14 protein-coding genes and 1 riboswitch are annotated in these 22,641 nt (G+C 50.2%); of the genes, 3 read left to right on the top strand and 11 right to left on the bottom strand.

Annotated elements, in window-relative coordinates:
* Positions 1–74: 74 nt before the first annotated feature.
* Positions 75–278: riboswitch (cobalamin riboswitch) on the bottom strand.
* Between the two features lie 268 nt (positions 279–546).
* Both ant(6) and DQG23_RS02295 read left to right on the top strand, forming a co-directional pair.
* On the top strand, positions 547–1,401 hold the full coding sequence (gene ant(6), locus DQG23_RS02300) for an aminoglycoside 6-adenylyltransferase (protein WP_113029162.1): 855 nt from the start codon (positions 547–549) through the stop codon (positions 1,399–1,401).
* A 75-nt stretch (positions 1,402–1,476) separates the two neighbouring features.
* A complete protein-coding gene (locus DQG23_RS02295; RefSeq protein ID WP_113029161.1) occupies positions 1,477–3,969 on the top strand; it encodes a hypothetical protein in 2,493 nt (830 codons plus the stop codon).
* A gap of 177 nt (positions 3,970–4,146) precedes the next feature.
* Here DQG23_RS02295 and DQG23_RS02290 read toward each other — a convergent pair whose 3' ends face one another.
* The 3 genes from DQG23_RS02290 to DQG23_RS43365 all read right to left on the bottom strand — a co-directional run bounded on the left by DQG23_RS02290 (position 4,147) and on the right by DQG23_RS43365 (position 12,164).
* The gene (locus DQG23_RS02290) at positions 4,147–4,647 is read right to left on the bottom strand and encodes an NUDIX domain-containing protein (RefSeq protein ID WP_146762237.1); all 501 of its coding nucleotides are present in this window, start codon (positions 4,645–4,647) and stop codon (positions 4,147–4,149) included.
* A gap of 129 nt (positions 4,648–4,776) precedes the next feature.
* Positions 4,777–11,517: an S-layer homology domain-containing protein gene (locus tag DQG23_RS02285; RefSeq protein WP_158560258.1), complete on the bottom strand. Its 6,741-nt coding sequence runs from the start codon at positions 11,515–11,517 to the stop codon at positions 4,777–4,779.
* A 521-nt stretch (positions 11,518–12,038) separates the two neighbouring features.
* Positions 12,039–12,164: a hypothetical protein gene (locus tag DQG23_RS43365; RefSeq protein WP_272949021.1), complete on the bottom strand. Its 126-nt coding sequence runs from the start codon at positions 12,162–12,164 to the stop codon at positions 12,039–12,041.
* A 141-nt stretch (positions 12,165–12,305) separates the two neighbouring features.
* Between DQG23_RS43365 and DQG23_RS02280 the strand changes: the two genes are divergently transcribed.
* Positions 12,306–13,259, top strand: coding sequence for a phosphotransferase family protein (locus DQG23_RS02280; protein ID WP_158560257.1), 954 nt, complete (start codon positions 12,306–12,308; stop codon positions 13,257–13,259).
* Between the two features lie 465 nt (positions 13,260–13,724).
* On the opposite strand, the gene DQG23_RS02275 is transcribed toward DQG23_RS02280, so the two are convergent.
* From DQG23_RS02275 to DQG23_RS02240, 8 genes are all read right to left on the bottom strand, one after another.
* Positions 13,725–14,507: an SDR family NAD(P)-dependent oxidoreductase gene (locus tag DQG23_RS02275; protein WP_113029157.1), complete on the bottom strand. Its 783-nt coding sequence runs from the start codon at positions 14,505–14,507 to the stop codon at positions 13,725–13,727.
* A 90-nt stretch (positions 14,508–14,597) separates the two neighbouring features.
* Complete coding sequence (locus tag DQG23_RS02270) at positions 14,598–15,713, bottom strand: efflux RND transporter periplasmic adaptor subunit (protein WP_113029156.1); 1,116 nt, start codon at positions 15,711–15,713, stop codon at positions 14,598–14,600.
* Positions 15,714–15,731: 18 nt separating this feature from the next.
* The gene (locus DQG23_RS02265) at positions 15,732–16,616 is read right to left on the bottom strand and encodes a carbohydrate ABC transporter permease (protein ID WP_238177713.1); all 885 of its coding nucleotides are present in this window, start codon (positions 16,614–16,616) and stop codon (positions 15,732–15,734) included.
* A gap of 12 nt (positions 16,617–16,628) precedes the next feature.
* A complete protein-coding gene (locus DQG23_RS02260) occupies positions 16,629–17,510 on the bottom strand; it encodes a carbohydrate ABC transporter permease (protein ID WP_113029155.1) in 882 nt (293 codons plus the stop codon).
* Positions 17,503–18,933, bottom strand: coding sequence for an ABC transporter substrate-binding protein (locus DQG23_RS02255; protein ID WP_113029154.1), 1,431 nt, complete (start codon positions 18,931–18,933; stop codon positions 17,503–17,505). Before DQG23_RS02255 ends, DQG23_RS02260 begins: the two co-directional genes overlap by 8 nt.
* A gap of 329 nt (positions 18,934–19,262) precedes the next feature.
* Entirely contained in the window at positions 19,263–20,393 is a 1,131-nt protein-coding gene (locus tag DQG23_RS02250; protein ID WP_113029153.1) for a hypothetical protein, read from the bottom strand.
* The gene (locus DQG23_RS02245) at positions 20,390–21,847 is read right to left on the bottom strand and encodes a HAMP domain-containing sensor histidine kinase (protein WP_113029152.1); all 1,458 of its coding nucleotides are present in this window, start codon (positions 21,845–21,847) and stop codon (positions 20,390–20,392) included. The genes DQG23_RS02250 and DQG23_RS02245 overlap by 4 nt, the downstream gene beginning before the upstream one ends.
* Position 21,848: 1 nt before the next feature.
* Positions 21,849–22,547 (bottom strand): response regulator transcription factor, encoded by a 699-nt coding sequence (locus DQG23_RS02240; RefSeq protein WP_113029151.1) that lies wholly within the window; start codon positions 22,545–22,547, stop codon positions 21,849–21,851.
* Positions 22,548–22,641 lie beyond the last annotated feature (94 nt).

The raw sequence follows: 22,641 nt of genomic DNA, 5'->3' as shown, positions 1-22,641 counted from the left end.
GTTAAGAGGTTTTACTCACGGGCACGCCAAAAAACGCGGTCATGAAATAAACACCCCCTATCGCTCGTAGAGTTAGTAGTGTACTGTTACAGGCAGGTCTTCTGACTCAAGTATCATCGCCCTTGCAGCCTTCCCGGTAAACCAGTGGCATGTAGCAAGGACTCCTCTAATACAGCGGCGGGACCGCGCGGGATTCTCACCCGCTTCCCTTTTAACCAACCGATGATTCCATCGTTTATCGTATAACCATGATTGGCACCCGAACAGCTATTCAATTTTCTTGCTTATCATATCTTATATAGCTTCATTTGTCATTTAGTACTGTTATTTATTTTAGAATGGCGATAGTCTCGCAAAACTGAGATTTAGTCTGCAAGGAGTATGGAACCGCACGTCGAATATGTACCGTAACTTCACGACTGATCACAAGGATAACCGCTTTAGCCGTCCCAAATGCTTTCGAAGAAAGCGACTTCGTAAACATAGGCTAAGGACAAACGCGTTTATCCATAAAATATGCACATAAACGGAATGGAGGAGACGATCTTGAGAAGCGAACAAGAAATGATGGATATGTTCATCGATTTTGCTGTAAAGGATGATAGAATCCGGCTGGTTACCTTGGAAGGGTCACGCACGAACGAAAATATTCCCGCAGACGCATTCCAGGATTTCGACATTTCTTATTTTGTGACAGATATGGACGTTTTCAAGGAAAACGACGGATGGCTCGATAGTTTCGGAAAACGAACGATGATGCAGAAACCCGAGGATATGGAGCTTTTTCCTGCCGAATTAGGCAGCTGGTTTTCATACATCATCCTTTTTGAGGATGGCCGTAAACTGGACCTGACGCTTATTCCAATCAACGAGACGGAAGATTATTTTACGAAAAGCGACGGTTTAGTCGAGGTCCTGCTCGATAAGGACAATCAAATCCAAAATAAAGTGTCCCCCAGCGACCGTTTGTATTGGATTCAAAAACCGACTGCAAGGGAATTTGATGATTGCTGCAACGAATTCTGGATGGTTTCGACTTACATTGTAAAAGGATTGGCGCGAAACGAAATCCTTTTTGCCGTCGATCATTTGCATGAGATTGCCCGTCCTAATTTGCTTCGCATGATGGCTTGGCAAATCGGTTCGGAGAAAGGTTATACCTTTAGCGTAGGGAAAAACTATAAATTCATCAACCGTTATATTCCGACTGAAGATTGGGAAGCATTGCTTTCCACTTATTCCGAGAATGGTTATCCCCAAATGTGGCAGTCGTTATTCGCCTGTTATGCGTTATTCAGAAAATACTCTAAAACAGTGGCGGAAAGTCTCGGTTGTCCGTATCCGGACTACGACGAAGCCATCACCAAGTATACGGAAACCGTTTATCATACATCGACTTGATTCCGCTCGGGTATCATCGCTATGCCGCTTCTCCTTTTTTATGGTAGATTCATCAATAATCAGGAGGAATGCCCCGTGAAAGAGAACGACTCGAAAAATACTCGAACCGAAAGTGCCGATTGGCGAAATCCGCCTCCCGTACGCTGGGAACTTGCACGCGAGAACGAGCAGTCGCGTACGATCGCTCGCGTACTGTATAAATGGATTTTGTATATGGATCAAAATTTCAAAGACTGGGACAAACGTCCGCATGCCGGTTTTTTCCTGGATGGAGCAGGATGGTATGGCTTCGAAACGTCGTATCCGATGTACGTCTATGCGGTAATGGGTGCGTTTAGCGATAAAAATGATTGGCCAAGCGCCCTTCCCAGGGAGCTGCTGGAGGAAAGAGCGATCAAGGCTTTGCGGTTTCTTTGCTTTACGCATGATAGCGGCCCGATAGATTGTGTGAGGCCTATCGGTAAAAACAAGTGGAACAGCGGACAAAAATGGGGAGGCAAAAACGCCCCTTATTTTCAAGCCACGCAAACAGGCACGGCGGTGTTCCATATCGCTTATACGGCTTGGTTATTCTGGGAAAAGCTTGATGAAGAAACCAGACAAATGGTAGCGGAGCTGACGATCGGTTATGCCGAAAGGTGGTCGCAAGCCGAACCGCGCGACGGCTCGTTTCACGATACCCAAATGGAAGAAAACGCTTGGACGGCCACAGGCATACTTGCGGCCGTCATGCTTTTCCCCCGGCATCCTCGGCATGAGGCATGGAGCGAAGCTTATGACAAATGGAATCTGAATACCGCTACGGTACCTGAAGACCGTTTTAACGGCAATCTTTACAAAGGGGAACCTCTTAGCGACAAATGGATACAAACGGTGACGCTTTTTCCCGATTTTACGAATGAAAACCACGGCATGGTACACCCGGACTATATGGCTACTGCGATTACGTTTCGCGCTTGTTATGCGATTGCCTCTTTCACGCAGGGTAAACCGTTAGATGATACGATGTTACTTAACAACAAGCATATCTATGAGCAATCGCTCAAACGATGGACTCAGTTTGACGGGATGATCGTGCCGATCCAATCCCAGGACTGGTGGTACAATCGTCAAACCCTCGTCACCACGCTCCATGCATTCATGAACGTCATACACCGCGACCCTGATGCGGCCTTGCTGGAGCAGCAAGCGTTAGCCGCTACGATCAAGCTGCAGCAAAGCAACGAAACGGGATGTTTGATCGAGAAAAATGGAGAATTGTATCCCATTTCTCCCAATGACTATCAAACCGCGGAAGACTTTGAAAGCATGTATGCCTTTGCATTGGCCAATGCTTACGTGCTGCATGTTTTGGGAGGCCCCGGCGTTTCCCCTTCCAAAAAGCGGGAAATGCAGTCGCGCCTTGCTGATGTGTATATGTATCCCTATGGTTCGGCTGTTGTCCATCGCACTGAAAATACGTTTAGTTCCTTTAGCTGGCGTAACCGCGTCATGGCGATCACGCTTCCGAGCAAAGGGTTGTGGACGATAACGCCTATTGAAAACAGCTATATTGGAAAAGTAGTTTTCGAAGGGTCAGAGGAGAACATATCCCCGGCCAGCGGAGGGATTGCAGTCAAGTCGGAATCCCAGCGAATCAATCCCAGCGACAATGGATTCGGCGCTTCGGCATGTGTGGAACATGGGGAAGGGAGCATATTGCAGCGCATTGCTTGGGTTTCATTGCCTGACGGGAGCAGCGTGTACGCCGAGCAGTTTACAGTAGTCAAGCCATGCCGTGTAGCTGCCATGCATACAGGACTGCTCGGCGTCCGCAATGAACGCTATAAAACAATACCTGAACTGGCCCCGGGGCGAAGAAACATTCATATCGGCGGCAAGACGGAAACGTTCGACGGTTTCTTCGGCAGAGACGAAGATATCACACGCCGGTTTCCGCCTGTTCCTTATATCAATGTCGATGATGAGATCGGCTATCTTTTATTCGGAACGAACGGGATTCGTTATGACAATCGTCATCAATACCCGAAATGGAAGGGAATTGAAGATTGTCTGGTCCTTAACGACAAGGTCGGCGCCGCTTACGTCGGAGGAGAAATTTTACAGCCTTTTATCGCGGTTACTTTACCGAACCGAACGGCAATGGAAACCAAAGAAGCTTTAGCTCATTATCATCAGTTGGAAGCTTCCGATAACGGCATGATTATTGTTGAAACGGACAAATATATGATCTATGCCAATTTGATGCCGCACACAAGAAATATTTCGGGGACACGAAGGCTTTCGACATCATCTATCGCTGTATTCGGCGGAACCGTCAGAGTAGCGGAGGGCATGTACAGCTGGACTTATGAGACGGCAGGTCAACAAGCCGGATTTTTGGAGTCGGACTGCCGGTTGGAAGCAAGCAGCATGAGCAGCGCCGACTTGCAATTGATGATCGCGGCCGGCCAAACGATGATCGTCAATTGCAGCACGCAAAATGAATTTATTGGCGAATTTTTTTCATCTGCCGGCCGTGTCCCCATCATTTTGGCTCCGGGAGGCGGCATGATCGTAAAATGTTGACGGCTCGGTAACTATGACGCTGCGGCGTCTTATTCCACCGATCTCGCATCCCGATTAGAAGCGTTTGAACGGACTTACGTTCAACCGCTTCTTTTTCAATTGTATCGGTGTTTTATACCTTTGATACACAGCATGTTACCTACGCGTCGGGTTGCTAGCGATGCAAAAACGTGATTTTTAAAACACCATAGGGTCGGTCATCAATGACCACTGTACGGACGGCTTATCTTCATCGGTTTTCGTCATCGTGCCTACGAAAACTCTTTTATCGTCTCGGTTGGCGCTGTAATGCTCAAGCATTTTGCGGATTATCGTTGAAATGTTCAATTCGATTAGCCGAGCTTCTTCCACCCAGTGCAGCTCGCCTTCATCCGAAGGGACGAGTTCCGTTTTATCCGTGCTTCCGAAAAACACGAACTGCATTCTGATTTCGTCCTCTTTTTGCCTCAGTAAGACATATCTCATATCGAGTTCTTTGAGCTCGTTCTCTTGTAGACCGCTTTCTTCGAAAATTTCGCGCAAACAAGCTTTCCGGGCATTATTGATTTCATTTGGCTCCAAATGACCGCCTAAAGCGGTCCAAAACTCGAAATCGAACAGCTTACTATTCGTTTTTTTCATCATGATAAATCTACCATCATTCATAATGAATGCTGTTGCCATTTGCCTTAGTTTCACTCCTGATCCTCCCTTTTTGTTTGACCAATAAGAATCGGCAATCTATGCTTACATATAAACTTATATACCACAAAAAAGAGGCGCTGACACATCAGCACCTCTTTCCCGCCACTATTCTACTGCGCTGTGTTACCTGATCATTCGGAGCAAGTTGTAAACCGCTTGCGCGCTTTCTGCGCGTGATGTCAGTCCGAGCGGTACAAAGCGATCATTCTCCCGCCCTTGCACCAACTCTAACTGCCTTGCTGCATTGACAAAAGATTTTGCCCAACCGCTTATTTCTCCGTTATCCTGGAAAACCGCCGTACTTTCCGCCAACTCCGTCTTTTTGCCCGTCTTCCATTCATAAGCCCGCAGCAGCATGGCCGCCATCTGTTCCCGGGTTATTTCATCATTCGGAGCAAATCGGCCGTCTCCGATCCCGTCGACGAGACCGGAATCCACAGCTGCGGCGATGGCTTCCGAGTACCACGCTTCCGAAGCGACATCGGTAAACGGCGCTTTTCCGGCCAACTCCAATTGCAAAGCCCTGACCAGCAATGCCGTAAACTCGGCGCGCGTAACCGGCTGCAGGGGAGCGAAACCGGTACCGCTCACCCCTTGAACGATCTGTTTCGCCGAAAGCTCTCTGATGACATTGTACGCCCAGTGCTCTACTGGAACATCTGCGAAAGCTTTGTCGTACTCAAGCACGCCGTATCGGCTCAAATGCCGAAGCAACGCTTCAATCCGGCCGTCCTTCAGCTCCCCGCCGACATATTCCAGCTGACCTTCTTCGCCGATATGGAAGATGCCCATTACCGCCGAATCGGCATCCTCCGGCGCAGGGAAGCTGAGCGTAAGCACCTCCGAGAAACGGTTAACCGGAACGGAACGGCCATCCTTCATCACCAAGCTCATGTTTAGATCGAAAATAGCGCCGCCCAGCGTTAAAGCTGCTTGCGCATGTGTCGCCGCATTGCCGACAATAACATCAGCTTCCTGGCCCTCGATGATTTCGAAACGGATGACAAGCTGCACTTTGTTGTCCGTCAGCTGCGCATCCGTCAAAATAGAGCGCAGCCATTCTCCCGATAAATCGAGCCCGATCCCGCCGATGTTCAATTCCAAACGTTTTTCCCCGAGCAGCTCTGCGGAACTTGTTGGCAAGCGGATTTCTGCGATCCCTTGCGGCACGCTCAGACGTTTCCCCGTTTCTAGGGATTCCTTGATGGCGTCAGTCGTCAGAGATATCACGGTCTGCTTACCCGGCTCTTCTTGGCTTTTTGCCCCTTCGCCCGACGAAGGCGCTGAAGTATCGGGAAGGACAACAGGTACAACGGACAGCTCGACAGCCGCTTCAAACTCGCCATACACGGCGGAAACGATCGTAGTCCCTTGACTCAGCGCAGTCACCCTGCCTTCAGCGGAAACCGACGCTACCGCCGAATTGCTGCTTGAAAACACGGCATCAGACGTAACGTTCAAGCTGGAAAGATCCGTAAAATGAGCGGTAACCGCTGCCTGTGCGCTTTCCGAAGGGCGCAGTTGCCCCGGAACGCCGCTGATCGCGATACGTTCCAGCGTTACAGCCGCTCCCTCTTCCTCTACCTGCACGATAACGCTCGTGCTCATCGCGACGCCTTGTATGACGGCTTGCACCGTAACGTTCGCTTCGCCGGCTCCCTGTCCCATCACCATCCCATCTACAGTAACGGTCGCAACTTCTTCATTGTCGCTTTCATACGTGATGACGACTCCCGTTAACGGAACATCGCCGCCATCCAAGCGTTTGCCCGTAACGGCGATTTGGGAGGCTTCCCCGACAGCCAGCTTCGATTTTGCAAGCTTCGCCCCGATTCCCGCAAGGCTTTCGTGTTCGTAAGATAGCGGGATGCGGAATGTTGCGCCTGCAGCGATATCGTATATAAAGCCCTCGCTGAAATCGTTATCGTTTTTGTAGCTGCGGATCAGCGACGTATCCCCAAGCTCGATCGAGTATGTTCCGTCGTTTACTTCCTTGACGCCTTTGATCGTGTATACCGCATTGCGTAAACCGTCGTTTTGCACGTAGATCATCCGGTTCACCAGTTCCTCGGCCGGATGTCCTTGCAGATCCATTTCCGCTATAATCTCATTGTTTATCTGCAATTGCTTCGTAAAATCCGCAACCGTTCCGGCAATGCCGGCAAGATTAGCCTCGATCTCCGGCGAACCGGCCAATCCGATCACCGTGCCATCGTTCACATAGCTGTATACATGCCGGTCGTCCATCTCCGAATAAACACCGAAGCTTCCCTTGAACTGCAGTTTATCGTCTACCGTATACGTGATCTCCGGATTCAGCGCGCTGATGATGTAATCCACGCGGCCGTTAACAAGCGTCACCTTCACCGCTCTTGCTTCCATTTCATTGGCCGCAGCACCGCCCGTTTTAACCGCAGCATTTTCGATAGTGCTGACGAAGCGGTCGTCCTTGTACGGTTCGATGACCGACGTAAACGTGCTTTGCAGATTTGTCCCGGTCCGTTTGGCAATCATGTAACGCAGACTTTCCGGATTGCCGCGTTGCGTTCTGGACGGAATACCGTCCGCCAAAGCCACCTCGTCGGTTTCCGTCAGCATGGTCAATCGAAGATGAATGTCCTCAGGCTGCGCGAGAATGTTCCACGTATCTTCAATGGCCCAATCCACGCTGAACTGCGACTCCGGCGAAGAATCCCTCTCAACGTTTTTCAAATAGTGGAAGCCGGATCCTTTATACTGATAGCCGGTTCCATATTCATCGGAAGTCCGTACGCCATATTCGACATCCGGCCCTTCGTATGTCCCCGTCAATTGCGGCGTCAAGTTCAAGCCTTCGGCTGCTGCCTGGCCTTCCGCCCCGTGGAAGCTGAAATGATGCTCATTGCCGCCTTTGACACGGAAGAAGTCAACGACGTAAGAGTGGCCCTCATCGACCCGGATCATCGCCGACGTCCGTTTATACAGCTCGGTTTGCGGATACACGTCGGGCGATTCAACATCAACAAGCTTCACGATGTCTGTGTCGTCAAACTGGCTCGGCTGTCCTGACCAATGCGCATTTTGCATGGATCGATCGACAAGAACCGTATTATGGGAAACCGTATGCCGAACCCATTCCGTAAAATGCGTGTCCGTGCTTAACGTGCTTTCGGGATAACCCAGATCAGGAGACAAATCGAGTCCGAAAGCGACAAGGCCTAAATTAAGCGTATCCCCATGTCCATGTCCGTAATTGCGTCCGTAGTACATCCAAAGATCTCTAAGCGGATCGGTTCCAATCGTTTCATTCCGCTCCAGCCTTTGCTCCTCGTCAAGCAGGGCCAATTCGTACAAGGCCATTTTGTAGCTGCCCGAATTCGGGTTTTTACCGGTAGCGATAAATTGAATCGAGTGCGTACCGGCGCCGAGCGGAACGATTCCGAAAGATTCCCGGCTCTGCCGGTTTCCATAAAAGTCGATCTCGCCGACCGGCTGTCCGTCCAGCTTAACGAGGTAGGTGCCCGAGCCTCCGTACCAGATGGAACGGGCCGGCTGCAGCAGCACTTCATAGCTCCCCGATAACGCGACATCAAACGAGAACTCGATCGAATCGCCCACAGCTGTACCGGCAAACTCCAGTGTGCCGTTTTTGATCGACGCCGCGCCGTTTCCTGTCTTCGACACAATCGGCAGCTGCTGGAACGGATAACGGGCTCCGACGATGTCCCCTTGTTTCTCACCGTCTCTCAAGGCGGCGAATCCGTAACCGGTCATATTGATGCTGTCGAGCTTAAGCGTGCCTTGCTCATTGATGACATTTTGGATACCGCTTGCGATTTGATCCGGATTGGCCGAAAAAATATCGCCGTGAATCCCCTCGATGCTGTTATTATTCGCGAAATAAGCAAGCTGGGCAAAAATCGGATCCCCGTAATTTTCGAACGCTTTGATCATCTGGGTCAGATTGAATGCATACCACGGATTCCCGGTTCCGCTTGCATCCCCGATATTGGCCGTAAACCGTTCGCCCAGCATTAGCGGATAAAGTCCGGAGAACATTTTCCGAAACTTCACATGATCGTAAAGATCGGCTCCATCAAACCCGTCATACCCGTTCAAAATATCCGCCGTCTCCAAATAGGCGTCCAGCCATAGCTGGTTATAACCCGGCGAAGATTCATGCCCTACCCCGTCGCGATCGACCCCGTTAACGAAGGTAACGCCCATATTCCCGCCGGTAACCTGATGAGGCGGGCCGATCTGGCCGCCCGACTTATAGTTGAAATCCATCCATTCCTTCGATTCGGGCAGCTTGTCGTACACAACCGCAGCCATCGCGAGAGCACCCTGATGAATGCCGTTATTGCTTGCGATTTGCGCGTTTTTTATAGCCGGATAAATGAGCTTGACGATGTTGTCCTCGATGTTTTTGCGGATTCCCGTCGCGGAATGCTTTAACGGTCCCAGCCGGTACTGCTGTGATTTGGCCGTTAAAAAGCCGATTAACTGCGAATCGTCCATCGCCGGAAAAAACGCGTCATAAGCGCTTAAAAAATCTTTGACAAGAAACGGCTCCCATATATTCCCCACCGCCTTGCCCAATCCAAAGCCGCCATGCGAATTAAAATAATGCTCCATGCTGTAAACCGAAATATCGAGACTCGGGTAAACATCGGCGATACGGTCCAGCAAAACGGTGCCGCCGCGGGCATACTTCACATCGCCGGTGTACAAATAGGCGTCGCGCAGCGAGCGCAGCGCTTTCTGTATCGCGCTTTTTCCGTCGTACCCCCATAAGCCCCATTGAACATAATAAGCGATGAAGGTGTAATAGTTGCCGTTTTCGTCAATCCAGCCGTTGCCGTCGTCGACGCCCCAAGTCGGGCCTTTTTCGGGATAAAGCGTATTGACCAAAAATGCCGGGTCGGCCAATGACCTGTCAAAAATGCCGTGTTCGTTTAATCCGCTTTCATAATAGCTTTTGAAATCGTTTGTCGGGAAACGATAGCCGCTGCTCGGATCGGTTATTTTCCATGGATCACCGATAGGGTCGATCAGGTAAGGATAGTAGCCGTACTTATCGATTTCCTTCCCCGTAACCGGACTTCCCAACTCAAAATTCACGAATATGCTTCTAGGCAAGCTTTGCGGCGGCACCAAATTCCATAGAAAGTCAAGCCCCTGACCAAGATACAAGTCTGCTTGGGCAACGGCATTGTCTCTCATACTCTTCGCCCAATCGAACTGACTGACATTGCTTCTTGCCGCTTGAACTTCCGCCTCCGTATAAAGGGTGCTGCGCTTTTTGACGCTGCTGATCGGGATGACCTTAACGGGAAGGCTGCCCGTGTATGTCGCGCCAAAATAGACGACAGATACGTTTATTACCGTTTCGCCGACGCCGGCCGCCTCCAGCATACCGCTTTGTGCATCAACAACCGCGACTGCTTCGTCCATGCTTTGATAGCTGATCTGCGCGTCCGGCAGGGCAATTTTCGTGCCGTCCGTCAAAGTCGCCTCAACCGTCAGCTGCGTTCGGGCCCCTAAGGACAATTCCGCCGAATCCGCTTTCAGCTCCACTTCCTGCACGGGCAGCGGGCCTTCAAAAGGCTCGAGAATGAACTTCGTCGGAAACATATTACGGCGTGTGGAGCCTGTCGTATGACCGATCGCTTTTATCGTCAGCTCGTGCATGCCCGCCGACAAATTCATCAGGCGAATCGTCCTCGCTTCGCTTTCCAGCCAATCATCCCATGATGCTGTGGAGTAGAAATCGAATGTGCCGATCGGCTGCCCGTCAACAAACAGCTCGCTGATCCCGCCCAAAGTCATGACGATTCCCTGGAGCTTGACCGTATAAGGTGCCGTCTTGGACACATAAAACTTAAAGGAGCGGGAATGTCCGTCCGCATACGCTTCGATATTGATGCTGTCATCCAACAATGCTACGCCCGGCTCATACTCGCCGTATGGCGCGCCGACCAGCTTCCAGCGGCTCGTCCCCGGATTCAAGCTGCTTTTGTTGAATGCATAAGTATGTCCCGGCTTGACTTCGATAGGAAGGTCAGCCGTATATACATTTCCTTCATAAAGTACGGATGCTTCGATCGTCGTCGTACCGATGCCGACCGCTTCCAGCCAGCCGGTTTGAGCCTCCACTACCGCGACCGATTGGTCGGCGCTGGCAAAGCTGATCTGTGCGCCGGGAAGTACCGCCGGGGTACCATCGGCCAGTAACGCCTCGACGCTTAACGGTGTACGCGTTCCGACGTTCAGTTCCTGCGGGTTCCATTTGATCTGTACTTGTTGCACGGCTAGCGCTCCTTGCACTTTCTCCAATATTAGCTTAGTCGGGAACATGTTACGCCGAGTCGATCCTGTCGCGTGACCGATTGCCTCGATCGTCAGTTCATGAATACCTGCCTCCAGATTCATAACCCGGATCGCCCTGGCTTCGCTCTCGACCCAATCGTCCCAGGAAGATTCCGCATAAAAATCGAAGATGCCGATCGGCTTGCCGTCTACATGCAGCCTGCTTATTCCGCCTAACGTCATGACGATTCCCTGAAGCTTGACGGTATAAGCTCCTGCTTCAGGAACGTTAAATTTGAAAGATCGGGCATGGCCGTCAGCCCAAGCCTCGATATTGATGCTGTCCGCCAATATCGCTACCCCGGGCGTGAACTCGCCATATGGCGCGCCTACGAGCTGCCAATCAGATGTACCGGGCACAAGACTGCTTTGATTGAAGGAATAAGTGACGGTTTGCGGTTCCTCTGCGGCAGCCGTGTGCGGCGGCAGAACCAAATCGGAGGAAAGCAGTAAAAGAACGACCATAAACAAACAAACGACTCTCTTCGTTTTGTTCGTGACAGAAGTTTTCATCTTATCGCTCCTAAGCATATATTCATGATTCGGAATTATCGTAAGCGCTTACTTTAGAATGGCAAATAAATGGCTGCATAGACCGGCTTGGCCTACTTGAGCCATTTTCAGAACCATGAACAGGAGCAGAAGCCTGCATGCAATCGGGCATATGATGCAATATGTTCGCTCATCCATACCCCACCTTCCCGTTATCCGATTAGCGAGACGAAATACGCTTCGTATTTTGCCTCGTCCATTCGAAACATAGCACAGCGTTTTTTAGGAAGCATGCCATATCGAGGATTGGATATGCCGTTTTTTTACTGGAGGGATAATTTGGATATGCGCTTTATCGTCCCTTTAAAGACAAACGTTTTTTCGGGCAATGGGACAAGTCCATCGGTAAATCGCGTTTATAAACTAAAAAAGCGCCGACGTTATCGCCGGCACCTTGCCAAACTTTCTTATGTCTTATTCGCGCCCAATCATAACAATAAACGACGGCGAGCATAAAAACCAAAACAACCCTATCGTTAATTTCACATGAAAACGTCGCGATACCACACGCCCAGAAAGAAAACAATCCCGAATACACACATCAGCCCGAATAAAGACAAAACGACAACCAAAATGGTACGTGCCGAGATTTTCAATGCTTTGTTCATTTTTCGCTCCTTTGTGTGCAATCGATTTGTTTTGTTATGCAAAGCAATAAAGTTTCATTTAATAAAAATTTGCCGGGTTCCTTATCCTGCAACTCCTTTATACTTTTCTTATCATTCTCGCCGCTGAAAGGATCTAGGATCATGCTAAAAAGAGAGGCTCCTCCCATCGAGCTAGTTAAACAGACGGCAAAAGACTGTCTTCCTGTTGCCGCCGACCGGATCGAAAGAGTACTGACCGGCGTCTCCACATACGTTTATCGGGTTCAGTCAGGTGAAAATATAAGCTATCTCAGACTACTTCCGGAACAGGAGAATAGCTTTGGCGTCGAAGTATATGTACATAACCTATTAAGGCAAAAAGGAGTTCAAGTTCCGGAAGTTATCTATTATGAGCATAGTAATAAATCCTTAGAGATGTCAATGATGCTCTTAAATGAAATTCCGGGCTCCGATATCGGATCCTGCACGTTGGAGGACGTTCACAAAAGCACCCTTCTTCAAGCTGGAAAACACCTCGCCATTGTCAATCAAATAACCGTTGACGGTTTCGGTTGGATTCAAAGAAAAGATGGAGTGCCAGGAGAATCGCTACGAGCTGAAAAAAGCTCCATGCACGAATACATTTTCGATCACATGGAAGAGGATTTATTTTATAGTTCGGAAAATGTTTTCGGCAAACCTGTCATATCCCGAATCAGCAGCCTGCTGCATGCCGGAGCTCCAATTATGGCAAGACATGAAGCTCATTTAGCTCACGGGGACTTTGACGATTCCCATATTTTCTGTTTTCACGGCGTTTTTACCGGCATCATCGATTTCGGCGAGATTCAAGGGAGCAGCCCCCTCTACGATTTGGGACATTATAAGCTCCACGACGGTCAGCGTTTTCTTGGATTCGACACTTTGGCACAGGGCTATAGCGACATTAGAAAGCTTTCCTGCGACGATCAACTGGAAATCGACCTCTGGGCGTTATGGATCGGAATGCGAAGAATTGGGAATGTATGTAGGCAGAAGCGAACTTGGAACAAGTGGCACGATCATTTAGTGAGGACGATACGCATGGAGGTTGAAATATTAAGTAAGAAGCTGTAAATTCATTGATGAAGCAGAGAAAAAGCGAGGTCAAAAAATCATTACAGCATTGCAAACACGGATATCGTAATGGTTATTTACGAACCGTGCGATTAGTGGAGAAAACCTTATTGTTCATGAGGCTGTCCTCACTATTCTACCGGTAAAACGCTCCTTTTCGCCAAATAGTGAGGCAAACGTAACTATCAATTTCGTTTGCCTCACTATTCGTTGCGTTTGCCTCATTATGCTACCAGAACACGGGTTTTCGGTTAGAAATAGTGTGGTTTGCCTCACTGATAGTAAACTTGGCCTCATTATGATGATCACGATCTGTTGCACGATCAGATGCCTTACATCCCTAAAATCTATAGTATAAGAATTGAAATGATGCTATTAGAGTCGAGCTCGTACTTTATCTTTAGAAATCTACAAAAAAAAGAAATGCTGCCGGCAACTATGCCTGGCAGCAACGATGCGCGCTTCTTACAGCGCAGCCCCCGTACCCCCATCCACATTTACGGATGTGCCGGTAACGTAAGATGCCGCGTCCGAAACGAGAAATGCGATGACTCTAGCCGCTTCCTCGGTATCGCCGATCCGGCCAAGCGGGATGCCGTGCTTCGGATCGTTGGCGAACTCCTCCCAAGTCGAATTCGGCGCAGCCTTTTTCCATACTTTCTCGACTTGTTCGCTTCGTATGGAACCGATACATACCGCATTAACCCGGATTTTGTCTTTCGCCAAGTCTTTGCTCATGGCATTCGTCAGCGCCAATCCCGCAGCACGGCTGACGGAAGACGGGAGCGAAGAAGCCGGAGGCGTTTTGGCCGACGATGTCGCGATGTTTACAATCGCCCCGCCGCCACTTTCGCGGAAATATGGAATGGCTGCGCGTGAGCAATGGATGGCTCCGAATAGCTTCAAGTTCAGGTCCTGATTCCACAGGTCCGTATTCACTTTATCGAACGAATTCGCCGCAGCCGTTCCGGCATTGTTCACCAATATATCCAGCCGGCCGAAATGCTCCGCCGCTTGTGCGACCGCTCTCTCGCAATCCTCCTGCACCGTCATGTCGGCTAGAATATAAAATGCGTCCGCACCCGTTTGTTCCTTGATGGATGACGCCGCTTCACGCAATTGTTCTTCGGTGCGGGCACAAATCGCGACGCTAGCGCCCTCCTTCGCCAAAATCAAAGCCGTATGAAAACCGATCCCTTTGCTTCCGCCGGTTATTAGCGCTGCTTTTCCTTTTAGACCCAAATCCAATTCCGCCAACTCCTAACTCGTTTTTCTTCTACATTACTTCTTTTTCGGCAGAAAGGCGAGAGCATCGCACAAAGTTTTTATACTAACCCATCATTTGGTCAAAATCCTTACCCGGCTCCCCTCTAGGAGCGGCTCGCTGCTTTCCAAGATGACGGATTCCTGCTGGAACAAACCCGATTCGACCGCAGCCGTATGTTCATTGAAGCTGGCCAAAGCAACGTTTCGACGGCCGGTATAAAATGCATTCCCCAGCGGGCCTTTCCGCTCTTCTATGACATAGACATACGTGCCTGTTTGATCTTTATGGACAGCGGCGTTCGATATAAGCAGCGCACCGTCTTTTCCTTTCTTCCTGATATGCGCCTCGGCCCTTTCGCCATTTGCCAGCGACGGGTCCTGCAGCAAAATCGTCAGCCGGACAGTTTGCCTGCCGTCGGAGACGTCTTGCTCCAGGCCCGCAACCCCCCCCTCCACGGTACGGCTGTTCTGTCCCGGGAGCCGAACCTCCGTCGTTTCGCCGATCGTAAGCGCATCGGCTACTTCCGTTGGAATTTGCAGCTCAAGCTGGTAGCCCATCTTCGTATTAATAAGCTTGAAATCCGGCGAGCCCGCGTTAGCGGATAACCCTTCCTTGGCATTCGCAGCTGCAATCGTACCGTCGAACGGAGCTTTCAAAGCTTGATTCGAGCTTATTTTTGTTTGCATGTCAAGGATACGCTGCTGCTGCATGTTGATGTCGAGCTTCGCATTTTCCAAAGCTGCCTTGGCTGCAAGTACCGCCCCCTCCTCATCGCTGTGCTCCGTTTGAATATAGTCGTACATCAGCTTTTCCACCGACAGCTGGAGTTTGTCCAGCATAAACTGCTCTTGCACAAGCTGCCGCCGGGCTTCAGCGTTATCGTATTGCGCGAGCGTCTGTCCCAGCTTGACTTCGTCTCCCGCCCGCACCAGCACCTTGGTGACGGTCCAGCCCGCCTGCCCCGACAAATCCCTCACTTCCACCGGCTTGATAACGGCGCTCCCCTGGAAGGCCAGCTCCAGCTGACCCGGACTGGCCGACTGCACGGTCACCTTAGGAAGCGTTAATGCGTATAAGGTATTGCTCAAAAGTGTAAAAATCATAAGCAAAGCGATCAGGAAACCGGCAACTAACCGAAGCCTTCGTTTCCGGTCCGCTACTCTTCCGTCGTTCGTCTCCAGCTCCAAAATCGATTCCTCCCGAACTTACCCTTTTATCCCGGAAAGCTGAATGCCTTCAACAAAATGCGTCTGCGCATACAGAAAAAGCACTACCATCGGACTCATAAACAAGACGGACGCGGCAAACACGACACCGCGCGCTTCCTTGCTAATCTGCGCCAAATATAACGACAATGGCTGCTCGACCGCATCCTGCAAAAAAATAAGCGGCTGCTCAACCATATTCCAGTAATCGACAAAAAGCAGAACCATTAATGCGGCAGCGCCCGGTTTTACAAGAGGCATCACAATTTTGGCGAATATCGTAAAATGTCCCGCGCCGTCCAATTTGGCCGCTTCGATCAGCGCGGTTGGAATATGGAGCATAAATTGTCTCAGCATGAATACGCCGAAAGCCGCGAAAACGCCTGGCAGCATAATCGCCGCATTCGTATTCAGCAGCCCGAGCTTGTCCAGCATAATATAATTCGGAACAAGCGTAACTTGGAATGGCATCAGCATCGTCATCAAATACACCAAAAACCAGCTGCCTCTCCCCCAAAAACGAAGTTTGGCAAAAGCATAAGCAGCCAGCGATGCAACCGCGGTTTGTCCCGCGATAATCGGAACGACCAGCTTCGCCGAGTTCCAGAACATATGCAGAAACTTTGGATTCCGCACCAGCACTTCCATATATTGATCGAACGACACCCAATCGGGAATCCATTTCAGATTGACGAAGACGTCCTTTTCACCTGCAGCGGCATTCGTCATTTTACCGAGGAGTCCGTAATTCAGCCCGATCTCATGCTCGGTCATTAGCGAGTTCATGACGGTCAGCACGATAGGCACCAGCATAACTAACGCCCCGGCTCCGAGCAAAAGCATCCATCCGATTGCCGGCAACCGTATTCGTTTCAAGTAAATCATCTTTTTCCCCTCTCACTCCATGTGGGACTGGAATCGGCGCTCCGCCCCAAGCAGCGCGAAAACAAGAGCAAGGATACCGACGACCATAAGCGATGCAGCGGCGGTAAGCTTCTGAATATCAAGCGACAAAAACATATTATTCATATAGTGCTGCAGCGTATATATGCGGTCGTACGGATAATCGCCTGCGAGAAAGTAAGCTTCGCGAAATACTTTGAACGAGTTGATGATCGAAATGAGCACGACAAAAATCATCGTCGGCGTCAAATAAACGAGCGTAATGTAATAAAATTGGCGCAGCTTGCCCGCCCCTTCGATGCGCGCCGTTTCATAATACGAAGCTGGAATCGCCTGCAGACCGGCCATAAATAAAATCATGTCATACCCGATGTTTTTCCATATATACAAGAACGCCAAAACCGCCATCGAGCCGTCCGACTGCATCCAATCGACTCGCCCAAGACCGAGGCCGTTCAGCCAAGCGTTCAAGGTCCCGTTCCAATCAAAAAATATTTGCCAAATCATGACGATGGATGCAACAGGTACGACGAGCGGCAAAACAAATGAAGTTTGCAGCCAATTCCGCAAGTACAACCGCCGATTCAGCAGGATAGCAAGGGTCAGCGATAGGAAAATAAGCAAAGGCACGCTCACTCCGGTGAAGAGCAGCGTATTCGCCGCGGCCTTATGAAACGATTTGCTCTCCAGCAGCGCAGAGTAGTTGTCAAAGCCGACGAAAACGCCTCCGATCGTCGAATCCGTAAACGAGTAGACGATACCCATCCCAAACGGAATCAAGTAAAAGAGAATAAATCCCGCAGCGCTAGGCGCCAAAAAGATCAACGCCGCCGTCCCGTCCTTCCCCAGCCAAGCCGGTAAACGCAGCTTACTCATTCAAGTAAGTCGCAACCTTATTTTGAATCAGCTTCGCGACGTCCTTCGCCGATTTCTGGCCGCTGAAGAAGGCTTGGCTTTCCTTCCTGACGATTTCTTCTATTTTGGAGGGCTGGAATGCCACGGGATGAACGGCTTCCTTCAAATAACTGTCCAACTGCTCGATCTGTGCGGGATCGACAGGGAATTCTTGTCCGTGAAGGGGACCTTCTTCATAGGCTTTGACTGTTCCTTTGGTCAGGAGCTGCTGTACTTGTTTTCCGTAAACCTTCTTGTTTATAGGGAACCCCGCCCGTTCAGGCGCAGGCTGCATTTCGTCCGACATTAAAAAACGGAGAAAATCCCATGCCTCTTGCTTCACGGCCGACTTCTCGTTGATGCCGATAATTTTGTAAGGATAAAAGTATCCCCCCGCTTTCGTCCCTTCGGCGCGCGGCTTGGCATACAGCTTCGCTTGTTTGCCCGACTCCTTAATGGTGACCAGATAGTCCCAAGCCGAGTTCACATTTCGCGAGCTGAAAAAAGAGCCGGCACGCCCTTCCGCGAAGACGCCTTCTTCGAACATGGTTTTGACCTGACCCATCATATCGAGGAATGCCTCCGATTCGAAGCTGGCCGTTCGGGTATCTTCATTTACGAAACGCGGGTAATTTTCTTTCACCATTTCGGTCAACAGCGCTTGCATTGCCTGCTGCCCGGTGGCAGCGACGGCTCCGGGGAGAACGCCGCCCGCTTCCTTGTTCGGTTTTAATCGATTCATTTGTTTGAGCGTCTCGGCATACGTTTCCCATGTCCAATTTTTATCGTCGAACGGTACGCCGGTTTGCTTGATTGCCGCTTCATCTCCGATCAGAACGTTCAGGAAAAACGATAGCGGCAAGCCGTAAAGCCCTCCGTTCGTTTGACTGTTTTCCAAAATATTGTTGAAATAGTCCCCCTTGATAAACGAAGGATCGTTTTTCAGCAACCCGCTTAGATCCGCAAGCAGATGCTGGCCCACATATTTCTCGCTAGGCAGCATATCGAGGGCTAGCATATCGGGGCCGTTGCCTGACAGCATCGCCGTATTCGTCGCCGTTACGTATTTTTTGAGCTCGGCTTCCGTATGCTCGTCATCTGTCGGCACATCCCGAAGATCGATGACGATGTTCGGATGTGCGGCTTCGTACTTCATTTTGGCTTGCTTCAACCCTTCATCCGGCCAAAAGGTGGAAAACACGATCGTCTTTTTCCCGCTTTTCGGAGAATTCTCCGAAGTCGCTCCCGTCCCCTCCGGTGAGCTAGTAACTCCCGCCTCCCCCGTATTCGAATCAGAGGTTCCTCCCATTCCACCCCCGCCCGAGCTGGAGCTTGAGCCGCATGCCGTCACGCCCAGCAAAATAAAACCGAGGCAAAGCCCGAACCAGGCTTTTGATTTGTTCATGTTTTACCCACATCCTTGTCATAAGATTACGTGCCTGCCAGAACACTGTAATCGATGGATGTCGCCGTCTCATGGCCAAGATGTCAACAAAATGTGTACGGCTTTTGCGGCACGCGACGGAACAAGGATAAACGGCTTCGCCGTTCTTTTAAGGACCGGCGCGTTTACCGAGGTTGGGAGCTGCTTCTGCGATATACTTTCTGATAAACTGACAAAAACCGTCCGGAATCACGGACGGTCCTTTGGTGATTAGCACCGCTGAAGCGGCCTTGTGCGGGCCGAATAGCCCCTTCTGACAAGTAGAAACATAGAAATGTCCTATCGTCTACTCATCGGAATTCGATCACCATGTTTTGATTGCTTATCACCTCCGGAGCGACAGGACGCGGCACATCCTGTTCGGCGTAGCTTTTTCGGCCGCTAAGCAGCAGCTTCCCGTTGTCCGGGCTCCAGCTTATTTGGGAAGGCACAATTCCTTTAAACAGCTGCGTTTTGTTCATGACATTGTTTCCATACAGCGAAGCTGCATAAACGGTGTCCTTATCCTGCAAATACGCAATAACCTTCCGGTCCGGCGATAAGCGGAACAATCCGATCTGATCGATCAATACCGAAAGAGCGGCATTTCGCCGGTCATATGCGTACAAGCTTCCCTCCGAGCCGATAAAAGCGATTTGGTCGTTATGGATCCATTCCACAGAACTATCGCGATTTGCAGGATGCTCGTATTGTGCCGTCCACCCGCTGACGTCCAAAGCGCCGTATAACACATAAGAAAGCTTGCCCGAATCCTTGATGATCGCCGCACTTAAAGCGTCATCGGCAATATGGACCGAGGAAATCGTATCCTTGGGCTTCCATCCTGGGACGGTATAGCTTTTCGTCGTTTTCTCCTTCGTATCATACACGCTGATTTGGATGCTTCCGCTCTCTCCGTTTCGTACGATATATACGAGGTACCGGCCGTTATTCGACCATCCGAATTTACTGGAGCGAATCTGTTCGTTCGAAATACGCGCGACTATCGACTCTTGCTGATCGCTAAGCGATATCAGCTTCATGGCATTATCGCCGGTCTCCGTCTGCACAAGCGATGCAATCATACCGCCGGACGGCGACAAGGCGATGTAACCTGCTTTCGCATCCGCATTTCGCAGCTTCAAGCGAGCTTCATACGGGTAGTCGACACGTTCCAAACTTGGTGATCGGGTTTGCTCTCCGAAAAAGCCAAGCAGCGAGCTGCGGTCGATCCAACCGAGCGGAATTCCATCATCGGTTTGTTTGTCCAAAACGCGGTAAATGGTTTTGACGTCAAACATTTCGCTTTTGCCGCTTGTCGACAGTTCATCGCCCGATTCCGGTATGATGATCGTTTCCGAACGCGCCTGGCTTAGGCAGCCTGTAAGCAGGAAGCACACCGTCAGTAGGAATGCGGACAGCTCCTTCCATCGTTTGCTCACTCCATCACCCCTTCGGCATTTTTGTAGGGAATGTCTATGCAAACAATGGTATGCTCCGACTCGCTGGCGAAACGGATGCTGCCCCCATGCTCTTCGACGATACCCGCGCATATGCTCAATCCCAACCCGGCGCTGTCCGCTGCAAAACGATCCGGATCGGCCCTGTAAAAAGGCTCGGCTACTTTGCTTAGCTGCTCAGCGCTTAACGTAGGTCCATCATTCGCAAACGTAAACCTGACGCCGCCCGATTCGATCTTCGCGCTCGCCGAAATATCCGTATGCGTATACCCGTACTTGATGGCATTATCTAGCAAATTGATAAATAACTGACGCAGCTTGTCCGCATGCCCGTAAACGAACAGTCCTTCGCCGGCCTCAAGATGTATCGTTTTTATATACCTTTGGGCTTTAATCGTCATCGTCTCGCATACATCCCGCAAAACATGCCCCGCATCCACTACCGTTAACGAGTCCGGATCGTACGACTCCTTCGACATTTCAAGCAGCTTCAGCACCAGTCCATGAAGCCTTTTGCTTTCATCCTCGATATGCGTCATCCCTTTGTGGAACAAATCGCGGTCCCGCGCGTCATTGTCCCGGACAATCGCAGCATAACCCATAATGGTAGTCAACGGCGTTTTCAGCTCGTGGGTCATATTGTCGAAAAACCGTTTTCGGGACGCGTTAAGCTCCTCCAGCCGGTCCCTGTCTTTCTCGATCCGGGCGAACTGATCCCGCAGCTTTTCGATCATTTTGCTGAAATTCGATGCGAGCATGCCGATCTCATCCCTGCGCCGAAACGTTATCCGCGTGTCGAGCTTTCCGTTCATCACTTCCGTTGAAGCTTTGGTCAATTTGACAAGCGGGACGGTAATATGGCGGGACAATAAATAAGTGAACAGGAATGCGGCAGCGAACACCGCCATTGCAATCAAAAAAATGGTACGCTGAATTTGGGCGCTCTGCTCGTAAAGCGACGTAAAATCCTTGGCGAAACGGATAATCCCCACTTTGACGCCATCGACTATGACGGGGTACGCAAAAAGCACCGATGCCGTACCGTTCACATTGCTAATGCTGTAAGCGGTCTTGCCCTGCAAAGCTTGCTTAAAGTCGTCTCCGCCCGACGAAAATACCGATTGGTCGGAAGCATACAGCAAATCACCGTTTAACGCGTACATAGCGATGCCGGAGGAGGTATCATGCTGCAGATCTCTCGCCATCTCTTCTGCGATTTGGCCGAAATACAACTCGTCATTGGCAAAATGATGAATCATGAAAGACTGTCTAACATAAGCATTGCTGTTATTCTTTATCCCGACCAAGTTTTCGGTTATGATTTTTCGATTGCCGGACTCGATGTTTTTTGCCACCATCTGATTCAATATGAAGAAGAAAATAAGAAAGATCAGAAAAAAACCGATCAGCAGCTTGGCTCCTATGGATCGAAGCATATTAGAAGCCCGCCTGTTTTTCGAACTTATAACCAATGCCGAATACGGTCGTAATCAAGTCGCTGCAGCCCAGTTTTTTGCGTAATCTTTGAATATGCGTATCCACCGTTCGCGTATCGCCTGCGAAATCGTATCCCCAAACGCTGTCCAGCAGCTCCGACCGGGTAAAAATTTTGCCCCTGTATTGGTAAAGCGTCATCAGAAGATCGTATTCCTTGGGCGTCAAATCGATCCAATCGTCCTTTTTGCGGACCATGCGTTCAGCTGTATTAATGACAATATCCCGAAATTGAATCCGTTCCTCTTGCGTTTCGGCTGCCGTTCGGTTGGCCTGGGCGATCCGCCGGAGAATCGTGCGAATCCGCGCTATTACCTCCCGAAGATCGAACGGCTTCGTAATATAATCGTCCGCTCCGAATTCCAGTCCGAGTATTTTATCGGTAATATCGGATTTCGCCGTTATCATAAGAATCGGTATGTTGTAGGAAGCCGTCACTTTCTTGCAAATGTCCAGACCGCTTTCGTCCGGCAGCATCCAGTCGAGCAGCAGCAAGTCCGGCGCAAATGACTCAAGCAGACTCCATCCCTCGGCTCCCGTCCGCGCTTTCCTCGTCAAATATCCTTCCTTGATCAGCCCGTACTCAAGCAAATCCGCGATGGCCGCTTCGTCTTCTATGATTAATATTTTGCTTTTCTCCATTCGTCCTCCGCGCAACTCCGCATAGCAGGTTCCGTTAGTTTTTGTTGGAAATTATAAATCATTCGTTTGGCAGACGTTTCTATCATAACATGCC

The sequence above is a fragment of the Paenibacillus contaminans genome (assembly GCF_003285015.1).
Lineage (GTDB): Bacteria > Bacillota > Bacilli > Paenibacillales > NBRC-103111 > Paenibacillus_V > Paenibacillus_V contaminans.
This window is presented reverse-complemented; position numbering and strand designations above follow the sequence as displayed.